The organism is Micromonospora kangleipakensis, from assembly GCF_004217615.1.
Lineage (GTDB): Bacteria > Actinomycetota > Actinomycetes > Mycobacteriales > Micromonosporaceae > Micromonospora > Micromonospora kangleipakensis.
This window is the reverse complement of sequence record NZ_SHLD01000001.1, coordinates 91,247-108,527: the sequence shown is the minus strand read 5'-3', so window position 1 is coordinate 108,527 and position 17,281 is coordinate 91,247. Positions and strand designations below refer to the sequence as shown.

The following is a 17,281-nucleotide window of genomic DNA, read 5'->3' as shown; positions in this document are numbered from 1 at the left end:
GGGTGGCGCTCAGGACAGCGCGGCGAAGCGCTGCACCTGCGCGATGCTGCCCTCCACGATGAGCACGCTGCCCTTCTCCAGCACCGTGTCCGGCTCGGCGTAGTGCAGGCGTTCGCCGGGCAGTTTGGCCCCGACCACCCGCACGCCGTACCGGTCCGCCGGGGGCAGCTCGCGCAGCCGCCGGCCGACCAACCCCTCCGGCACGCGCACCTTGGCGATGGCGAAGTCGTCGCCGAACTCGATGAAGTCGAGCATCTTGCTGACAATCAGGTGCGCCACCCGCTCGCCGGTCTCCGCCTCCGGGAAGACCACGTTGTGTGCGCCCACCGAATCCAGGATCTTGGCGTGCTTCGCTGAGTTGGCCCGGGCCCAGATCTGCGGGATGCCGAGCTCGGCCAGGGCCAGCACGGTGAGCACGCTGGCCTCCACCGAGGCGCCGATGGCGACCACCACCCGGCGGAAGTCCGCCACGCCGAGCTGCCGCAGGGCGCCCTCCTCGGTGGAGTCCGCCTGCACCACCCGGTCCAGCTGCTCCGACCAGCGCTGCACCGTGTCCTGACTGTGGTCGATGGCGAGCACCTCGTGGTCGAGCTGGGTCAGTGAGCCGGCCAGGTGGCAGCCGAACCGGCCCAGGCCGATCACCACGACGCCGCTCTCGTTCGTCTTCCTAACCGACAATGGGTTGCTCCTCCGGATAGCGGTACATGCGTCGCCGGGTGTTCAACGCGATCGCGGACCCGAGGGTGAGCGGGCCGACCCGGCCGATGTACATGAGCGCGGTGAGGACGTACTGGCCCGGCTGCGACAGCTCCGGGGCGATCCCGACGGACAGACCGGTGGTGCTGAAGGCCGACGTCACCTCGAAGAGCGCCTGGTAGTAGTGCACCCCCACGGTGATCAGGACCAGCAGCACCGTGCCGGCCACGACCAGGGCGACGCTGAGCAGGGCTACCGTGAGTGCCTGCCGCTCGCTGGCGCGCGCCACCCGACGACGGCCGACCGACACGTCCGGCTCGCCGCGCAGTTCCGCCCAGATCACGAAGGCCAGCAGGAAGAAGGTGCTGACCTTGACGCCGCCCGCGGTGCTGGCGCTGCCCCCTCCGATGAACATCAGGATGATGAGCAGGGGGTAACTCGACTCCGTGAGCTGGTCGATGTTGATCACGTCGAAGCCGCCGGTCCGGCTCAGCGCGATCTGGGTGAACGCGGCCAGCACCTTCCCCGGCGCGTCGTACGTGCCGATGGTGGCCGGGTTGGTCCACTCGGCGGCCAGCAGGTAGCCGAAGCCGACCGTGATCAGCGTCAGGCTGCCCCAGACGGTCAGCTTGGTGGCGACCGCCCATCGGACCGGTCGCCGCCATTCGCGGACGGCCTCGAAGAGGGCCGGGAAGCCGAGCCCGCCGATGATCGCGCCGAAGCCCAGCGGCAGCGCGACCCACGGGTCCCGGGAGAACGCGACCAGCCCGTCCGAGTAGAGCGTGAAGCCGCCGTTGTTGAACGCCTGGATCGAGTGGAAGGCGGCGGACCAGAGCGCCGACCGGGGCGGGTAGTCGTAGACCAGCCAGAGCCGGCCGGTGATGAGCGCCGTCATCACCGCCTCGGTGACGAACACGGTCGCCGCGATCCCCATCAGCAGCCGGCGTACGTCGCCGATGCCGAACTCGGTGGTCTCCGCCTGCACCAGCAGCCGGTTGCGCAGGCCGAGCTGTCGGGACACCACCAGGATCACCAGCGCCGCACCGGTCAGGATGCCCAGGCCGCCGACCTGGGTGAGCACGGTGATCATCGCCAGTCCGAAGCCGTTCCAGTAGTTCGGGGTGTCGTTGACGGCCAATCCGGTGACCGAGACGGCGGAGGTGGAGGTGAAGAGCGCCGTGGCGAACGGCGTGTAGTGCTGCTCGCTCGTGGCCCAGGGCAGCATCAGCGAGCCGGTGCCGAGCAGGATCACCGCCAGGAACCCGAACGGCACCAGGCGCACGGGGTGACGGAGCAGCCGACGCACCACGCAATCTTCCGTCCGGAGATTCATCGGCAGGTCAGGAACCGACCAACTGCTGGTCAACCGGGACCGGTCTGCTGGGCGCATCCCTCGACGACAGGAGACGGCGTTGCGACGTACCCTTTCCGCCCTCGGCGTGGCTGGCGCGCTGCTCGCGGCGGCCGTGATGGTGCCGGCCGTGGCCGCCCAGGCCGATCCGGAGCCCGACACCGCGCGGTCCCGCGCCACCCAGCGGCCCATCGTGATCGGCCACCGGGGCGCGAGCGGCTACCGCCCGGAGCACACCCTGGAGTCCTACCGGCTGGCGATCCGGATGGGCGCCGACTTCATCGAGCCGGACCTGGTCTCGACGAAGGACGGCGTGCTGGTCGCCCGGCACGAGAACGAGATCTCGGGGACGACCGACGTGGCGGCCCACCCCGAGTTCGCCGCGCGCAAGGCCACCAAGACCATCGACGGCGTCGCGGTGACCGGCTGGTTCACCGAGGACTTCACCTTGGCCGAGCTGAAGACGCTGCGGGCCAAGGAGCGGCTGCCGCAGGTCCGGGTGGCCAACACCGCGTTCGACGGGAAGTTCCAGGTGCCGACCTTCCAGGAGGTCATCGACCTGGCCCGGGCCGAGTCGAAGGCCCGGGGCCGGACCATCGGCGTCTACCCCGAGACCAAGCACCCCAGCTACTTCGCCTCGATCGGGCTGGCGCTGGAGGAGCCGCTGGTCGCGGTGCTGAAGGCGAACAAGCTGACCCACCGGCAGGACCCGGTCTTCATCCAGTCCTTCGAGACGGCCAACCTGCGCAAGCTCGACGGCATGATCGACGTGCCGCTGGTGCAGCTGATGGACGCCGCCGGCCGCCCGTACGACTTCACCGCCGCCGGTGACGTCCGCACCTACGCCGACCTGGCCAAGCCGGCCGGCCTGGCCTGGATCGCCGGGTACGCCGACGGGATCGGCGCGAACAAGAACCTGATCGTCCCCCGGGACGCGACCGGTCGACTGCTCGCCCCGACCACGCTGATCCGGGACGCGCACCAGGAGAAGCTGGTCGTGCACGCCTGGACGTTCCGCGCGGAGAACCAGTTCCTGCCGGTGGACTTCCGGATCGGGGCCGACCCGAACGCCCGCGGCGACATCACCGCCGAGTACGAGCTCTTCTTCGGCCTCGGCCTGGACGGCGCCTTCGCCGACCAGCCGGACACCGCCGTCGCCGCCCGCGCCGGCCTCGCCTGACAGACGTACGCCGTCGGCCCGCCACCCCCGTTGGGGCGGGCCGACGGCGTCGGCGGGTTCCCGCCGATGTCAGGCCGACGTCTCGGACAGCTCGAACGCCTGGGCCAGCGGCCCGTCCGTCCGCCGAAGGGCGCCGATGGCCCGGCTGGCGCGGCTCTTCACCGTCCCCGTGGAGCAGCCGAGCTGGACGGAGATCTCCTGCTCGCTCAGCCCGGCCCAGTACCGCATCACCAGCACCACCCGCTGTTGCGCGGGAAGCGCGCGGAGCGCGTCCAGCACCAGCCGCGCCGTGTCGCGCGGCTCGTACGGGTCGGCGTCGCGGCGCTCCGGCAGCTCGCCGGTGGGGATCTCCCGGCGCCACAGCCGCCGTCCGGCCCGCCAGGCCGCCCGCACCATCACCTGTCGGGTGTACCCGTCGGCGTCACCGTCCGGGTGCAGCCGGGACCACGCGCGGTACGTCTTGACCAGCGCCTCCTGGGTGAGGTCCTCCCCGTGGCCACGGTCGCCGGTGAGCAGCGTGCCGTGGCGGACCAGGGCGGCGTACCGGGCGTTGACGAACTCGGCGAAGCCGGCCGGGCCGGTCGGGGCGGCCATCAGCGTGCCCCGGGGGCGAGCAGGCCGCGGAGCTCGGCCAGGAAGCCCGGCGGAAGCCAGACCCGGCCACCCATCGAGGAGGTGGCGAAGGCGCAGTCGTCGGTGCTGCTGATCGCGACGACGGCCTGCGGCAGCCCGGACGGGTAGCTGAAAGTCAACCTGACCATGTCCTTTCCGGCCAGCCGCCACCCCGGAACCAGCTCCGGCGCCGAGGCGCACGGCAGCTCGCCGTCCCGCACGACCCGGTCGAGCCCGCGCAGCCGGTCCAACACCCGGGAGACCGCAGACGCGTCGGTCGAGTGGATCTGATCCTGGCTCCTAACTGCCAGGTATGCGCTCGACGCGGTCTCGGGCAGGACCAGCCGGCGCGCGGGCACCGGATCGGAAGTGACCGAGGAGACGAAGGCAGGCACGGACTTCGACGTCATCTCCCAGGCGAGGTCCGCCCCGGCCCAAGGCAACTGCACCTCGCTAACGACGGACCACTCGTGGCGCTGCGACGCCCGGACGTTGTTCACCTCGTTGTCGGTGAGCCAGGCCGGCTGTCCCCCGGGCAGGACGACCTCGCTGAGGCCCTCCTGGAACTGCCGCGGCCTGCCAATTCGCCCCACGGGCGGTTGCCACCACCGCACGTGGATCTGTGCGGGAACCTTCGGGCAGTCCATGCCGCTCGGACGGTAGCCAACGTTGATCAGCACGGAGCCCTCGGGGATCTGGCAGTCGCTGAGCGGCTCAGGCGGGTCGCTGAGCACCTGCCAGCCGTCGGGAACGGGCAGGATCAGTCCGTGGATGCGGACCGCTCCGTCGACCACAGTTGCCGCCACCTTGGGCCGCTCGTACGCGCCCTTGGTCGGCGCGATGCTCGGCAGGGCAGGCGGAGTGGGGCCGGCTGCGGCGGAAGGGTCGGTGCCGGCCGGTGTCGTGCCAGCGCCGCCGGCGACCAGGCCTCCGGTGGTGAGCAGGGCAACGGCGACCACGCCGGCCGCGCCGGCGGTGGCCAGGTGCCGCCGTCGGGCCGCCCGGCTCCGGCGTAGCACCTCCGGCACCGGATCGGCGGCGCGTGGCCGGGCGTCGGCGACCGCCGCGTCCAGCAGCGATCGGATGCGTTCCGTCATCGGTCCCCGTACCTCCCGTTGTCGATGTCCCACCTATCTGAAGACATCGGGGAGCGCGGAGGTTCCATCCGGGTCCACCGAGCCGACCGGACGTGGTCCCGCCGGTGGCGAGGCGTCGAGGGCTTCAACGGGTGGTGGGCCGGTTGTCACGCGAGGGCTCTGCCGTCGCGCGGGGGATTGTGGCCGGGACGCCTAAGGCTCCGAGCGCTCTGCGACGTAGGTGCCCCGCCCCGGTTGTCCGGTGATCAGCTCGCGGTCGTGCAGCAGTGACATCGCACGATAGGCGGTGTTCATGCTTACGCCATATTCGTCGGCTATCTGCCGAGTAGTGGGCAGCTTGTCGCCGGGCTTCAACTCGCCACTCTTGATCTTCGCGGTGAAGTCGTTGGCGATCACTTTGTAGGGCGCTGTCGCTGTGGGCATCGGGACTCCGGTTGGTTCGGCGAGTCCGATCCTGCCTTACTTACTCAAGTAACTGCAACAAGTTGCCGACGCGTCGAAAGTAGAGGGTCGACCAACGCCATATACTGGTGTAGGTTGCTGATGTCCGGCTCCGGTTGGTTCGGCAAACCGCGGGGTCGGACCTCGGATTGGCTCCGGGGTCGTATCGCCGATATTGGCTGCGGTCGCGGGGCCGGCGGTCCGGTCCGCGTCCCCTTTCCGCGGGCCGGGCCGCCTGCCAGCGCGACTGCGGGAGGAAGGTGGTCATGCGCAACGTGCTGAACCTGTTCCGGTCGGCGCGGAGGCGGCCGGCGTCGAGTCGGCCGCAGAACGGCGGCTGGTACCGGTCGGAGTCCTGTCGGCCGCTGAGCGTGGGGCAGATCCGCGACCGGCACTTCCGCACCGTGCGGCACGGTCTCGACCCGACCGAGGTGCACGCCTTCCTCTACCGGGTGGCCGGGGACCTGGCGATCGTCCGCCGCGAGTTGGCCCGTACCGCGGAGGAGAACGTCCGGATCAAGCGGGCGTTGCGAAGCTGGCAGTCCAGGTTCACCCCGGGGAGGCGCTGATGGGCCGGGAGCGGTTCGTCGTCCACCTACCGGTGCTCGCCACCGACCTCGACGGGGCCCGACGCTTCGCCCGGGGCATCTGCCGGGCGCTCGCCGTCCTTTCCGACGTGGACCGGGCCGAGACGACGGTCTCCGAGGAGGACGCCCAGCACGTACGCCATCGGGTCTACTGCGACCGGTTGCTCGACGGCGGCCGGCGCTGCCCGTTGCCGGCCGACCACGACGGCGAGTGTGGGCCTCGCCGGCAGCGGTAGCCGAAGGTCCGGTTTTCCGGCTCTGCGGTGGCGGGGTGCGACACACCGCCGTCGCGGGTGGTGGCGGCGACGACCATCACCCACGGGCGTCATCACCGGCGGTGGCAGGCTGTTGTTACGGCCGGCCACCCCACTACGGTTACTTGTGTGTTTCGGCCACATAGCCCGTGCGTGACGTCACTTCTAGCGTGAGCCGACAAATGAGTTCCCCCTGTCCTCACCTGGAGTCGCAATGACGGTCCGGCACACGCGACGGGTGTTCCTCTCCGCCGCCACGATGATGGCGGCGGCGATTGCCGCCACGGCCTGTGGCAGCCCGCAGGACACCGCCTCCGGCGGCGGCGACAGCGCCGCCCCGGTCAAGGTTGGTCTGGTGTATTCCCAGTCGGGGCCGCTGGCCAGCTACGGAAAGCAGTACATCGAGGGGTTCAAGGCCGGCCTCGACTACGCCACCAAGGGCACCGGCAAGGTCGGTGACCGGAAAATCGAGCTCACCGAGGCCGACGACGCCGGTGACCCGGCCAAGGCGGTCTCCGCGGCCAAGGACCTGATCGGCAAGGGCTCGAAGATCATCGCCGGTTCCACCTCCTCCGGCGTCGCCCTCCAGGTCGCCCCGATCGCCGCGCAGAACAAGGTCCTCTTCATCTCCGGCCCGGCCGCCACCGACGCGGTCACCGGCGCGAACAAGTACACGTTCCGGTCCGGCCGGCAGTCCTACCAGGACGTGGTGACCGCCAAGTCGTTCATCGGGGACGCGACCGGCAAGAAGGTGGTCGTGTTCGCCCAGGACGGCGCGTTCGGCGACGCGAACGAGGCCGCGGTCAAGAAGGTGATCGGTGGCGCCGGCGCGACCGTCAGCAGCGTCCGGGCCCCGGCCAGCGCGACCGAGTTCACCCCGTTCGCGAGCCAGATCAAGGCCGCCAAGCCGGACCTGCTCTTCGTCGCCTGGGCCGGCACCACCGCCCCCGCCATGTGGCAGACCCTCGACCAGCAGGGCGTGCTCTCCTCCACCACGGTCGTCACCGGCCTGGACATCCGCGCCTCCTGGCCCACCTTCGGCGCGGCCGGCGGCAAGATCTCCTTCCTGTCGCACTACTTCGACGGGGCCAGCGACACCGAGGCCGCCAAGGCCGCCAAGGCGAAGATCCCCGGCGGGACCCTCGACCTGTTCCACCCGGACGGCTTCGCCGCCGCGCAGATGGTCGTCCGCGCGGTCACCGAGGGCGGCGACGACGTGGACAAGATGATCAAGGCGCTCGAAGGCTGGCAGTTCGACGGGGTCAAGGGCCCGATGACCATCCGCGCCGAGGACCACGCGCTGCTCCAGCCGATGTACCAGGCCAAGCTCTCCGGCAGCGGCACCACCTTCACCGCGGCCGCCCAGAAGAGCCTGACCGGCGACGAGACCGCCCCGCCGGTCACCCAGATGAAGGGCTGAACGTGCTCGCCACCCGCGGTCTGACCTGGCGGATCGGCGAGGTCGCCATCGTCGACTCCGTGTACCTCGATCTCGCGCCCGGGGAGTTCCTCGGCGTGATCGGGCCGAACGGCGCCGGCAAGACCTCGCTGTTCAACCTGATCACCGGCCTGCGCCGGCCCACCGAGGGGCGGATCCTGCTGGACTCCGAGGACATCACCGCCCTCCCGCCGCACCGGCGGGCCCGGCTCGGCCTGGGGCGTACCTTCCAGGCGTCCTCGGTCTTCGGCTCGCTCACCGTGCGGGAGAACGTCCGGCTGGCCGTACAGGCGCACCGGGGTGGCTCGATGAAGCTGTGGCGGCGGGCGGCGGCCGACCGGGAGGTCGCCGCCGCCGCCGACGCGGCGCTCGACCGGGTCGGCCTCCACCACCGGGGTACGGCGCTCGCCGGCACCCTGGCCCACGGCGAGAAGCGCAAGCTGGAGATCGCCCTGCTGCTCGCCGGGGAGCCCCGGGTGATGCTGCTGGACGAGCCGATGGCCGGGGTCAGCGCCGAGGACGTGCCCGAGCTGGTCGAGGTGATCAAGTCGCTGACCGGCGACAGTGGCCGGTCCGTGCTGATGGTGGAGCACCACATGGACGTGATCCTGGAGCTGGCCGACCGGATCGCCGTGATGCACCACGGCGCGCTGCTGGCCTGCGACACCCCGGACACGGTGATGGCCAACGCCACCGTCCAGGAGGCCTACCTGGGGGAGTCGCTATGAGTGTGGAACCCGTCCTCGCGGTCGACGACCTGTCGGTGCGGATCGCCGGGCTGCACATCCTCCAAGGGGTGTCGTTCACCGTCGCGCCGACCGGGGTGACCGTGCTGCTCGGCCGCAACGGGGTCGGCAAGACCACCACGCTGCGCGCGATCGTCGGGCTGACGCCCCGCAACGGCGAGGTCCGCGGCACCATCCGGATGGGCGCGCAGAGCCTGCTCGCCCGCCCCACCCACCGGCTGGTCCGCGGCGGGCTCGGCTACGTGCCCGAGGACCGCTGCGTCTTCGCCGGCCTCACCGTCGCGGAGAACCTGCGGCTCGCCGAACGGCGGGGCACCACCCCGGCGTACGACAAGGTCTTCGCGCTCTTTCCGGAGCTGGACCGGCGCGGACGGCAACGGGCCGGCTCCCTCTCCGGCGGGCAGCAGCAGATGCTCGCGATCGGCCGGGTCCTGCTCAACGACAACCGGCTGCTGCTGGTCGACGAGCCGACCAAGGGGTTGGCGCCGAAGGTGGTGACCGAGGTGGCCGAGGTGCTGGAACGGGTGGCGGAGTCGGTGCCGGTGCTGCTGGTCGAGCAGAACCTGGCCGTGGTCCGCCGGCTGGCGAAGGACGCGGTGGTGCTCTCCGCCGGCAAGGTCGCCTGGACCGGGAACGCGCAGGAGCTGCTCCTGGAGACAGCGCTGACCAAGTCGCTGCTCGGGGTGGGCTCCGGGGAGGTGCACGCGTGAGCGACGTCGTCCTGCTGACGCTGACCGGGCTGGGACTGGCGGCGCTCTACTTCCTGGTCGCCTCCGGGCTCTCCCTCGTTTTCGGCCTCGCCGACGTGCTCAACTTCGCGCACGGCCTCTTCCTCGGCGTCGGGGCGTACGCGACGTGGTGGGCGGCCGGCAACCTGCCCGGCGCCGGCTCCGACGGGTTCGGGTTCGTGGTGGCGGTCGCCTTCGGCGTGCTCGCCGGGGCGCTGGTCGCGGTGCTGGTCGAGCTGGTGCTGATCCGGCCGCTCTACTCCCGCACCATCGAGCAGGTGCTGGTCACCGTCGGACTGTCGCTGGCCGGGGTGGCGCTGCTCCAGGCCACCTGGGGCGCCGACCCGCGCCCGTTCCCGCGGCCCGCGTGGACCCGGGACGTGACCGGCGTCCTCGGCGCGAACGTGCCGAACGCCGGGCTGCTGCTGATCGTCGCCGCGGCGGTGGTCCTCGGCGGGCTGCTCGCCTTCCTCCGCTGGACCCGGTACGGCCTGGTGATCCGGGCCGGCGTGGAGAACCGGGAGATGGTGACCGCACTCGGCATCGACGTCCGCAAGGCGTTCACCCTGGTCTTCGCGCTCGGCGGGGCGGCGGCCGCGCTGGCCGGCGCGCTCGGCGGGGTCTACTTCGGCACCGTGTCGCCCGGGCAGGGCGGCTCGCTGCTGATCTTCGCCTTCATCGTGGTGGTGATCGGCGGGATGGGCTCGGTCGTCGGGTCCGCGTACGCGGCGGTCGCGGTGGGGCTGCTGCAACAGTTCGTCAACTACTACGGTACGTCCGGCCTGGGTGACCTCTGCGTGGTCGGGCTGCTCGCCGCGGTGCTGCTGCTGCGTCCGCAGGGCCTGGCCGGAAAGGTGGCTCACGCATGACCAACTCCGTGGTCGAGGCGCCCCCGGCGCAGGTGCCCGACGAGCTGGCCCCCGGGCATTCCCGCTGGCACGGGGTGCGGCCGTTCCTGCCGCTGGTCGCCCTGGTGGTGGCGGCGATCGTGCCGTACTCGACGGCGAACCTGCCGGGAATCTTCGAGGGCCCGCTGAACTCGCCGGGCACCCTGCAGCTGCTCGCCATCTGCCTGGTCTTCGGCGGTCTGGCCGCCGGCTACGACCTGCTCTTCGGCCGCACCGGGATGCTCTCCTTCGGACACGCCCTCTACTTCGCCGCCGGCGTGTACGGCACCGACATCCTGGTCACCCGGGCCGGGCTGCCGCTGTGGCAGGCCGCGCTGCTCGCGATCACCGGGGGGACGATCCTCGCCGCGCTGCTCGGGGCGGTGGCGCTGCGTACCGTCGGGATCGCCTTCGCCATGGTGACGCTGGCCTTCGCCCAGGTCGGGGCGATCCTGGTGGCCCGCGACTTCTACGGCTGGACCGGCGGCGAGGAGGGGCTGCCGCTGGACGTCTCCGGGTTGCCCCCGGCCCTGGTCGGGGTGGCGAACACGGTCAACCTGTACTGGCTGGCGCTGGCGTACCTGGCGCTGGTGGTCTTCGTGGTGCACCGGGTGAGCGGCTCACCGACCGGCCGGGTGCTGGCCGGGCTGCGCGACGACGAGCGGCGGATCGGGGTGCTCGGCCTCGACCCGTACCGGTTCAAGCTGGTTGCGTTCACCCTGGCCGGCGGGCTGGCGAGCGCCGGCGGGGTGGTCTACTGCCTGATCGTCGGCGGCGCCTCCCCGCACATCACCTCCTCCGAGCTGACCCTGTCGCTGCTGGTCATGGTGGTGCTCGGCGGTCCCGGCACCCGCTGGGGACCGGTCCTCGGCGGCATCCTCTACATGTACCTGGACCACCGCCTCACCGCCTTCGGCACCAGCGACGCCGTCAACAACCTCCCGGCGTTCCTCAGCCACCCCCTCTCCCAGCCCCTCTTCGTCCTCGGCACCGTCTTCATCCTGGCCGTCTACTTCTTCCCCGGCGGCCTGACCAGCCTCCGCACCCGCCTCCACCCCCTCCTGACCACCCTCCACCGCCGCCCCTAACCCCCCGCCCCCCGGCCCCCCCGCCCCCCGGCCCCCCGGCCCCCCAGACCCCGTTGATCATGAAGTTATTGTCGCGACACGCCGTGGTCGCCGGCGATAACTTCATGATCGACGGGGTCTGAGCGCAGGGGAGGCGGTAGTGGTGGAGCGGTTGGCGGTGGTTAGTGGGGGTGGGACCGGGATCGGGGCGGGCGTGGCGCGGGGGTTGGTCGCCGACGGGTTCGACGTGTTGATCGTGGGGCGGCGGGCGGGGGTGCTCGACGCGGCTGCGGAGCGGATCGGGGCCGAGGGTGGGCGGCCGGGCGCGGTCCGGGCGGTGGCCGCTGATCTGACCGATCCGGGGCAGGTTGACCGGGTGGTCGAGGCGGTCGGGGGGCGGGGCGTGGACGCGGTGGTGAACAACGCCGGGGGATACCTCGGTGGGGACACCGGCACGCTGGCCGGGACCGCGGCGCACTGGCGGGCCAACCTGGACGCCAACGTGCTCACCGCGGTGCTGCTCACCGAGGCGCTGCGGCCGGTCCTGCGCCGCCCCGGCGGCCGGGTGGTCCTGCTCAGCTCGATCGCCGCGCAGCGCGGCGGCGGCGGGGCGTACTCGGCGGCGAAGGCGGCGCTGCACGGCTGGGCGTACGACCTCGCCACCCAGCTCGGCAGGGAGCAGATCACGGTCAACGTGGTCAGCCCCGGCTACGTCGCGGAAACCGAGTTCTTCGGCGACCGGATGACCCCGGAGGGGCACGCCGCCCGGGTGGCGGCCACCCTGGTCGGCCGCGCCGGCCAGCCCGACGACATCGCGGCGGCGGTCCGCTACCTGGTCGGCCCGGCCGCGGGCTACGTGACCGGCCAGGTGCTCGGCGTCAACGGCGGCTCGGTCCTCGGCCGCTGAGGCCGCCCGCCCCGCTGACGACGAAAGGGCGGCGGCCCCCCGTGTGGCCGCCGCCCCCTGCGTCGTGGGTCAGCCGTTCAACATCTCGTACGCCATCGCCGGCGCCTTCGTCGCCGCGCTGCCGGTCGGCACGGTGATCTTCGGCGTGCTGCCGTAGTCGGCGTACGTGACGACGTACTGGTACGCCTTCCGCTCGCCGCCCGCGGGGATCTCCAGCACCAGCGAGGCGAGGTGCTCGTCCGGCCCGACCAGCGCGGTGAACGGCACGTGCTTGCCGGCCTCGCCGAGCGCCGCCGCCTCACCGTCCTCCAGCGCCTTCGCCGCCTCACCGCTGGTCACGTCGATCAACCCGACGTACTTCCCGAGGCCCTGCTCCTCGACGGAGGTTGCCGCCTCGATCAGCGGGCCGGCGTTGCCCTGGTCGGCGCCGTCGAAGGTCGGCACGCTGTCGCTGTCGGTCAGCTTCGACTTGTCCAGCACCATCCACTTGTTCGGGAACTTCGGCAGGCCGGGGTGGCCGCTGAACTTCGCCTTCATCCAGATCTTGTCCTCGATGACCAGGAACGACATCTTCATCGTGATGCCGTCCTTGTCCGGGGCCATCACGGTGTTCACCTCGAATGCCTTCGACTCCGGGTCGATCCGTCCGGTGAGGTTGCTGGACGCGTCCTTGCCGGTGAACCGGAAGGCACCTTCCGTACCGTCCGGGACGGCGTCGAGGAGGGCCTTCTTGGGCGTGGCGGTGGGGTTGGCCGGCGGCGCGGCGGCCGGCTCGGTCTTCGGCCCGCAACCCCCGAGCAGGGTGGTCGCGGCCAGCATGGCGGCGACCGTGCCGACCGCCCGTCGGATGGTGCCGGCGCTGCCCGTTGCCTGTGTCATCGCACTTCTCTTTCTCGCTGCGTGGCTTCTGCCGAGGACGATGCTGCGGGCCGGCACGGCGGTTTGGCTGCCGATATGCTGCCGTCCGGCTGCCGGGCACTGCCGTCCGGCGACCATGGGGGTGTCAGGAGCGGAAGACTCGCATGTCAGCAACGCTGCGTTTCGAGGTCCTCGGGCCTCAGCTGGCCTGGTACGGCGACCGGGAACTCGACCTCGGCCCGGGCAAGCAGCGGGCCGTGCTGGCCGTGTTGCTGCTCTCCGCCGGCCGCCCGGTGCCCACCGGCCAGATCGTCGACGCGGTCTGGCCGGAGGAGCCGCCCGCGAACGGCCCCAACGTGGTGCAGAAGTACGTCGCCGGGCTGCGCCGGGTGCTGGAGCCGGACCGTTCCCCGCGTACGCCCGGGCAGGTGCTCAGCCTGACCGACGCGGGGTATTTGCTCCGGATCACGCCGGAGGCGGTGGACGCGGTCCGCTTCGAGCGTGGCGTCCAGCGGGCCCGCCAGCGGCACGCGGCGGGGCGTACGGCCGAGGCGCTGGCCGAGCTGACGGCGGCCCTGAAGCTCTGGCAGGGCGAGCCGTTCACCGGGTTCGCCGGGCCGGTCTTCGAGGCCGCCCGGCACCGGCTGGTCGAGCTGCGGGCCGTCGCCCTGGAGACCCGCGCCGACCTGGAGCTGGAGAGCGGGCGGCACCGCGAGCTGGTCGGCGAACTGGTCGAACTGGTCGCCGAGTTCCCGGTCCGGGAACGGCTGCGGTACCAGTTGATGCTGGCGCTGCACCGCGGCGGCCGGCAGGCGGAGGCGCTCGCCGCGTACCGCGAGTTCGCCGCCCTGCTCCGGGAGGAGTACGGCATCGAGCCGGGCGAGGTGCTCCGGGAGCTGCATCGCCGCATCCTCCGCGCCGACCCGACGCTGGTCCCGGCCCGGATCCCGGCCCAGGCGGTGTCGGATCCGCCGGCGCCCACCGAGGGGCTCCCGGCCGCCGTCGCGGCGTCCGCGCCGACCTCGGGTGCGGCCGACCCGGCATCCCGGCCCGACGTCCCTGCACCGCGGGAGGACGACGCCGCAGCCCTGGCTGACGTCTCAGTGCCGCGGGGGGTCGAGGCCGCGTCTCCGGCCGACGTCTCAACGTCGGAGGGGGTCGACGGCGGGGCCGACGTCCGGGCACCGCGAGAACCGGAGGCGAATTCCCGGGCCGTGGTCGCGGGACCGCCCGAGGCCGATGGTGGGCCCCGGTCCGACAGCACGGCATCGCGCGAGGTCGACAGGGTTTCCCCGGCCGTCTTCACCGCGTCGCCGGCGGCCATTGCGGGTTCCGGCGCCGCGCCGGGGGCGGCCGCCACCTGGCCGCCGCCCGTCGTCCCCGCGGCGGAGTCCGCCACGGCGCTGCCGTCGGGTTTCGCGCCGTCATTCGGCGCCGGCCCGGCAGGGCTCCCCGGCACCGGCCCGACGTACGGCCCACCGCCGGCGTTCCCCCCACCGCACACCGCGTTCGCCGGTGGCCGCCCGCCCCGGCGGGCCCCGGTCTGGCTGAGCTTCACCAGCACGATCATCGGTACGGCGGTCACCCTCCTCAGCTTCGGCTTCCTGACCTGGGTGGTGCTGCTGCCGTACGCCGTCTGGCGGCGGAGCTGGCGGACCGCGATCGCCGCCGCCTGCTACCTCGCCCTGGTGGTCGCCTTCGTCGTCGCCTTCGGAGATCTGGAGGCCGAAGCGGAGCCGAGCGACCTGGACATGCTCACCGTGCTCGGCCTCGTGATTGCCTGGCTCGGTGGCGCGCTGCACGTCGTCCTGCTCAACCGGGGTGTCTGGGCGACCGTCACCGGGCGGCGGCGGGACCGGCCGGGCGAGGCGCGGCGACTCCTCCGGGAGCAGGCCCGGTACCTGCTGCACCACTACCCGGCCGCCCGGTACGACCTGCGCATCGGCCGGCCCGACCTGCCCCGCACCTTCGACGACGGCGGGCTGGTGGACATCAACGCGGTGCCCGAGCAGGTGGTCGCGGCCCTGCCCGGGCTGACCCCGGCGCAGTACCAGCAGGTCGTCATGGACCGCTGGCTCCGGGGCCCGTTCACCTCGATGGAGGAGCTGGCCGGCCGCTGCCTCCTCCCGCCCACCCTCACCGACTCCCTCCGCGACCTCCTCGTCTTCCTGCCCCCACCCCCGCAGGATTGATCAAGAGGTTTGCGTCGGTCCGGGCCCGGATCGTGACGCAAACCTCTTGATCACCGGGAGTGGGCGCGGGCGGTGGAGGGGTGGTGGGCCTTGAGCGCTGGTAGAAATGCCGGATGAGCCAGGATCGGGCGACGGTACGGGAGCGGGCCGAGGCGGTGCTGCGCCGGCTGGCCGGTGAGCACGCCCGGCTGCGGGAGGACCAGTGGCGGGCGATCGAGGCGCTGGTGGTGGACCGGCGCCGGGTGCTCTGCGTGCAGCGCACCGGGTGGGGCAAGTCGGCGGTGTACTTCGTCGCCACCGCGCTGCTGCGGGAGCGCCCCGACGCCGCCGGCCCGACCGTGATCGTCTCCCCGCTGCTGGCGCTGATGCGCAACCAGGTGGAGTCGGCGGGGCGCGCCGGCATCCGGGCCCGCACCATCAACTCCGCCAACCTCGACGAGTGGGACGAGATCACCGGCGAGATCCACGCCGGCGCGGTGGACGTGCTGCTGATCAGCCCGGAACGGCTCAACAACCCGGACTTCCGGGACACCGTGCTGCCGAAGCTGGCCGCCACCACCGGCCTGCTCGTGGTGGACGAGGCGCACTGCGTCTCCGACTGGGGGCACGACTTCCGGCCGGACTACCGCCGGCTGCGTACCTTCCTCGGCAACCTGCCCGAGCGGACGCCGGTGCTGGCCACCACCGCCACCGCCAACGAGCGGGTCACCGCCGACGTCGCCGAGCAACTGGGTGACGCCTTGGTGCTGCGGGGCACGCTGGACCGGGAGTCGCTGCGGCTGGGCGTACTCGACCTGCCGAGCCCGGCGCACCGGCTGGCCTGGCTCGCCGACCACCTGGACCGGCTCCCCGGCTCGGGCATCATCTACACGCTCACCGTCGCGGCGGCCGGGGAGACCGCCGAGTTCCTGCGGGCCCGGGGCTGGTCGGTGGCCTCATACACCGGCCAGGCCGAGGACGCCGACCGCCGGGCCGCCGAGCAGGACCTGCTCGACAACAAGATCAAGGCGCTGGTCGCCACCAGCGCGCTGGGCATGGGCTTCGACAAGCCGGACCTCGGCTTCGTGGTGCACCTCGGCGCGCCGCCCTCGCCGATCGCCTACTACCAGCAGGTCGGCCGCGCCGGCCGGGCCGTGGAGCACGCCGAGGTGCTGCTCCTGCCCGGCGTCGAGGACGCGGCCATCTGGCGCTACTTCGCCTCCCTGGCCTTCCCGCCCGAGGAGCAGGTCCGCGCGGTGCTCGCCGCGCTCGCCACCGACCGGCCGATCTCCACCCAGGCCCTCGAACCGGTCGTCGACCTGCGCCGGGCCCGGCTGGAGCTGATGCTCAAGGTGCTCGACGTGGACGGCGCGGTCCGCCGGGTCCGCGGCGGCTGGCTCGCGACCGGCGAGCCGTGGGTCTACGACGAGGCCCGGTTGCGCCGCGTCGCCCAGGCGCGCACCGCCGAGCAGCAGGCCATGCGGGAGTACGCGACCACGCCCGGCTGCCGGATGCGCTATCTGCGCGAGTGCCTGGACGACGCCGGGGCGGGCGACTGCGGCCGGTGCGACCGCTGCGCCGGCCCGCTCTTCGCCGCCGAGGTCTCCGACGCCGCGCTGAGCGCCGCGCAGACCTTCCTCGGCCGCCCCGGCGTGGAGATCGCGCCCAAGAAGCTCTGGCCGACCGGTCTGGAGGCGGTGGGCGTACCCCTGAAGGGCCGGATCCCCCCGACCGAGCAGGCGCTGCCCGGGCGGGCCGTGGGACGGCTCTCCGACCTGGGCTGGGGTGGGCGGCTGCGCGGCCTGGTCGGGCCGGAAGCGGCGGACGGTCCGGTCCCGGACGACGTGGCCGCGGCCGTGGTCGAGGTGCTGAAGGCCTGGGCGCACGGCGACGACCCGTGGCCGCGCCGCCCGGTCGCCGTGGTCGCGGTGGGCTCCCGCACGCGCCCCGCGCTGGTCGACTCCCTCGCCGAGCGGATCGCCACCGTGGGCCGGCTGCCGCTGCTCGGCCGGGTGCTCCCGACCGGCCCGGCCGGGACCGGCGGACCGCGCGGCAACAGCGCCCAGCGGGTACGCGCCCTCCACGACGCCTTCACCGTCCCCGACGAGCTGGCCGCCGCCCTCGCCGGGCTGGACGGGCCGGTGCTGCTCGTCGACGACCTGGTCGACTCGGGCTGGACGGCGACGATGGTGGCCCGGCTGCTGCGCCGGGCCGGCGCCCCCGACGTCCTGCCCCTCGCCCTCGCCGTGGCCGGCTGACCC

At 72.7% G+C, this 17,281-nt stretch carries 17 protein-coding genes; 11 read left to right on the top strand and 6 right to left on the bottom strand.

All coding sequences use genetic code 11. The features are described 5' to 3' along the window. Nucleotides 1-9: 9 nt before the first annotated feature. Nucleotides 10-642, bottom strand: coding sequence for a potassium channel family protein (locus EV384_RS00600; protein WP_423202939.1), 633 nt, complete (start codon nt 640-642; stop codon nt 10-12). Between the two features lie 25 nt (nt 643-667). Continuing rightward, on the bottom strand, nt 668-2,002 hold the full coding sequence (locus tag EV384_RS00595) for a TrkH family potassium uptake protein (RefSeq protein ID WP_130329085.1): 1,335 nt from the start codon (nt 2,000-2,002) through the stop codon (nt 668-670). Nucleotides 2,003-2,108: 106 nt separating this feature from the next. On the opposite strand from EV384_RS00595, the gene EV384_RS00590 reads away from it, so the two are divergent. Next, nucleotides 2,109-3,227 (top strand): glycerophosphodiester phosphodiesterase, encoded by a 1,119-nt coding sequence (locus EV384_RS00590; protein ID WP_130329083.1) that lies wholly within the window; start codon nt 2,109-2,111, stop codon nt 3,225-3,227. 69 nt (nt 3,228-3,296) lie between these two features. On the opposite strand, the gene EV384_RS00585 is transcribed toward EV384_RS00590, so the two are convergent. The 3 genes from EV384_RS00585 to EV384_RS00575 form a co-directional block, all read right to left on the bottom strand. Beyond that, on the bottom strand, nt 3,297-3,821 hold the full coding sequence (locus tag EV384_RS00585) for a SigE family RNA polymerase sigma factor (protein WP_130329081.1): 525 nt from the start codon (nt 3,819-3,821) through the stop codon (nt 3,297-3,299). Continuing rightward, a complete protein-coding gene (locus tag EV384_RS00580) occupies nt 3,821-4,936 on the bottom strand; it encodes a hypothetical protein (protein WP_130329079.1) in 1,116 nt (371 codons plus the stop codon). Before EV384_RS00580 ends, EV384_RS00585 begins: the two co-directional genes overlap by 1 nt. 192 nt (nt 4,937-5,128) lie before the next feature. Then, a complete protein-coding gene (locus tag EV384_RS00575) occupies nt 5,129-5,332 on the bottom strand; it encodes a winged helix-turn-helix domain-containing protein (RefSeq protein WP_423202873.1) in 204 nt (67 codons plus the stop codon). 311 nt (nt 5,333-5,643) lie between these two features. Here EV384_RS00575 and EV384_RS00570 point away from each other — a divergent pair, with 311 nt between their 5' ends. The 8 genes from EV384_RS00570 to EV384_RS00535 all read left to right on the top strand — a co-directional run bounded on the left by EV384_RS00570 (nt 5,644) and on the right by EV384_RS00535 (nt 11,991). Then, a complete protein-coding gene (locus tag EV384_RS00570; protein WP_130329075.1) occupies nt 5,644-5,946 on the top strand; it encodes a DivIVA domain-containing protein in 303 nt (100 codons plus the stop codon). Then, nucleotides 5,946-6,200 (top strand): hypothetical protein, encoded by a 255-nt coding sequence (locus EV384_RS00565; protein ID WP_130329073.1) that lies wholly within the window; start codon nt 5,946-5,948, stop codon nt 6,198-6,200. The genes EV384_RS00570 and EV384_RS00565 overlap by 1 nt, the downstream gene beginning before the upstream one ends. Before the next feature lie 232 nt (nt 6,201-6,432). Then, nucleotides 6,433-7,638: a substrate-binding domain-containing protein gene (locus EV384_RS00560; protein ID WP_130329071.1), complete on the top strand. Its 1,206-nt coding sequence runs from the start codon at nt 6,433-6,435 to the stop codon at nt 7,636-7,638. A 2-nt stretch (nt 7,639-7,640) separates the two neighbouring features. Further along, on the top strand, nt 7,641-8,384 hold the full coding sequence (locus EV384_RS00555) for an ABC transporter ATP-binding protein (RefSeq protein ID WP_130329069.1): 744 nt from the start codon (nt 7,641-7,643) through the stop codon (nt 8,382-8,384). After that, complete coding sequence (locus tag EV384_RS00550) at nt 8,381-9,112, top strand: ABC transporter ATP-binding protein (RefSeq protein WP_130329067.1); 732 nt, start codon at nt 8,381-8,383, stop codon at nt 9,110-9,112. The genes EV384_RS00555 and EV384_RS00550 overlap by 4 nt, the downstream gene beginning before the upstream one ends. After that, the gene (locus EV384_RS00545) at nt 9,109-9,999 is read left to right on the top strand and encodes a branched-chain amino acid ABC transporter permease (RefSeq protein ID WP_130329065.1); all 891 of its coding nucleotides are present in this window, start codon (nt 9,109-9,111) and stop codon (nt 9,997-9,999) included. Before EV384_RS00550 ends, EV384_RS00545 begins: the two co-directional genes overlap by 4 nt. Next, nucleotides 9,996-11,105: a branched-chain amino acid ABC transporter permease gene (locus tag EV384_RS00540; RefSeq protein ID WP_130329063.1), complete on the top strand. Its 1,110-nt coding sequence runs from the start codon at nt 9,996-9,998 to the stop codon at nt 11,103-11,105. The genes EV384_RS00545 and EV384_RS00540 overlap by 4 nt, the downstream gene beginning before the upstream one ends. Nucleotides 11,106-11,244: 139 nt before the next feature. After that, nucleotides 11,245-11,991 (top strand): SDR family NAD(P)-dependent oxidoreductase, encoded by a 747-nt coding sequence (locus EV384_RS00535; protein ID WP_130329061.1) that lies wholly within the window; start codon nt 11,245-11,247, stop codon nt 11,989-11,991. A 69-nt stretch (nt 11,992-12,060) separates the two neighbouring features. On the opposite strand, the gene EV384_RS00530 is transcribed toward EV384_RS00535, so the two are convergent. Further along, complete coding sequence (locus EV384_RS00530) at nt 12,061-12,870, bottom strand: hypothetical protein (RefSeq protein WP_130329059.1); 810 nt, start codon at nt 12,868-12,870, stop codon at nt 12,061-12,063. 143 nt (nt 12,871-13,013) lie between these two features. Here EV384_RS00530 and EV384_RS00525 point away from each other — a divergent pair, with 143 nt between their 5' ends. Beyond that, nucleotides 13,014-15,041, top strand: coding sequence for a BTAD domain-containing putative transcriptional regulator (locus EV384_RS00525; RefSeq protein WP_130329057.1), 2,028 nt, complete (start codon nt 13,014-13,016; stop codon nt 15,039-15,041). Between the two features lie 113 nt (nt 15,042-15,154). Continuing rightward, nucleotides 15,155-17,278: a RecQ family ATP-dependent DNA helicase gene (locus tag EV384_RS00520; RefSeq protein WP_130329055.1), complete on the top strand. Its 2,124-nt coding sequence runs from the start codon at nt 15,155-15,157 to the stop codon at nt 17,276-17,278. The last annotated feature ends 3 nt before the right edge of the window (nt 17,279-17,281 follow it).

Excerpts from the sequence above, each read along its gene's own strand:
- EV384_RS00585 (WP_130329081.1), bottom strand. The coding sequence starts at position 3,821 with ATGGCCGCCCCGACCGGCCCGGCCGGCTTCGCCGAGTTCGTCAACGCC.
- EV384_RS00580 (WP_130329079.1), bottom strand. The coding sequence starts at position 4,936 with ATGACGGAACGCATCCGATCGCTGCTGGACGCGGCGGTCGCCGACGCC.
- EV384_RS00570 (WP_130329075.1), top strand. The coding sequence starts at position 5,644 with ATGCGCAACGTGCTGAACCTGTTCCGGTCGGCGCGGAGGCGGCCGGCG.
- EV384_RS00565 (WP_130329073.1), top strand. The coding sequence starts at position 5,946 with ATGGGCCGGGAGCGGTTCGTCGTCCACCTACCGGTGCTCGCCACCGAC.
- EV384_RS00560 (WP_130329071.1), top strand. The coding sequence starts at position 6,433 with ATGACGGTCCGGCACACGCGACGGGTGTTCCTCTCCGCCGCCACGATG.
- EV384_RS00550 (WP_130329067.1), top strand. The coding sequence starts at position 8,381 with ATGAGTGTGGAACCCGTCCTCGCGGTCGACGACCTGTCGGTGCGGATC.
- EV384_RS00540 (WP_130329063.1), top strand. The coding sequence starts at position 9,996 with ATGACCAACTCCGTGGTCGAGGCGCCCCCGGCGCAGGTGCCCGACGAG.
- EV384_RS00530 (WP_130329059.1), bottom strand. The coding sequence starts at position 12,870 with ATGACACAGGCAACGGGCAGCGCCGGCACCATCCGACGGGCGGTCGGC.
- EV384_RS00525 (WP_130329057.1), top strand. The coding sequence starts at position 13,014 with ATGTCAGCAACGCTGCGTTTCGAGGTCCTCGGGCCTCAGCTGGCCTGG.
- EV384_RS00520 (WP_130329055.1), top strand. The coding sequence starts at position 15,155 with ATGAGCCAGGATCGGGCGACGGTACGGGAGCGGGCCGAGGCGGTGCTG.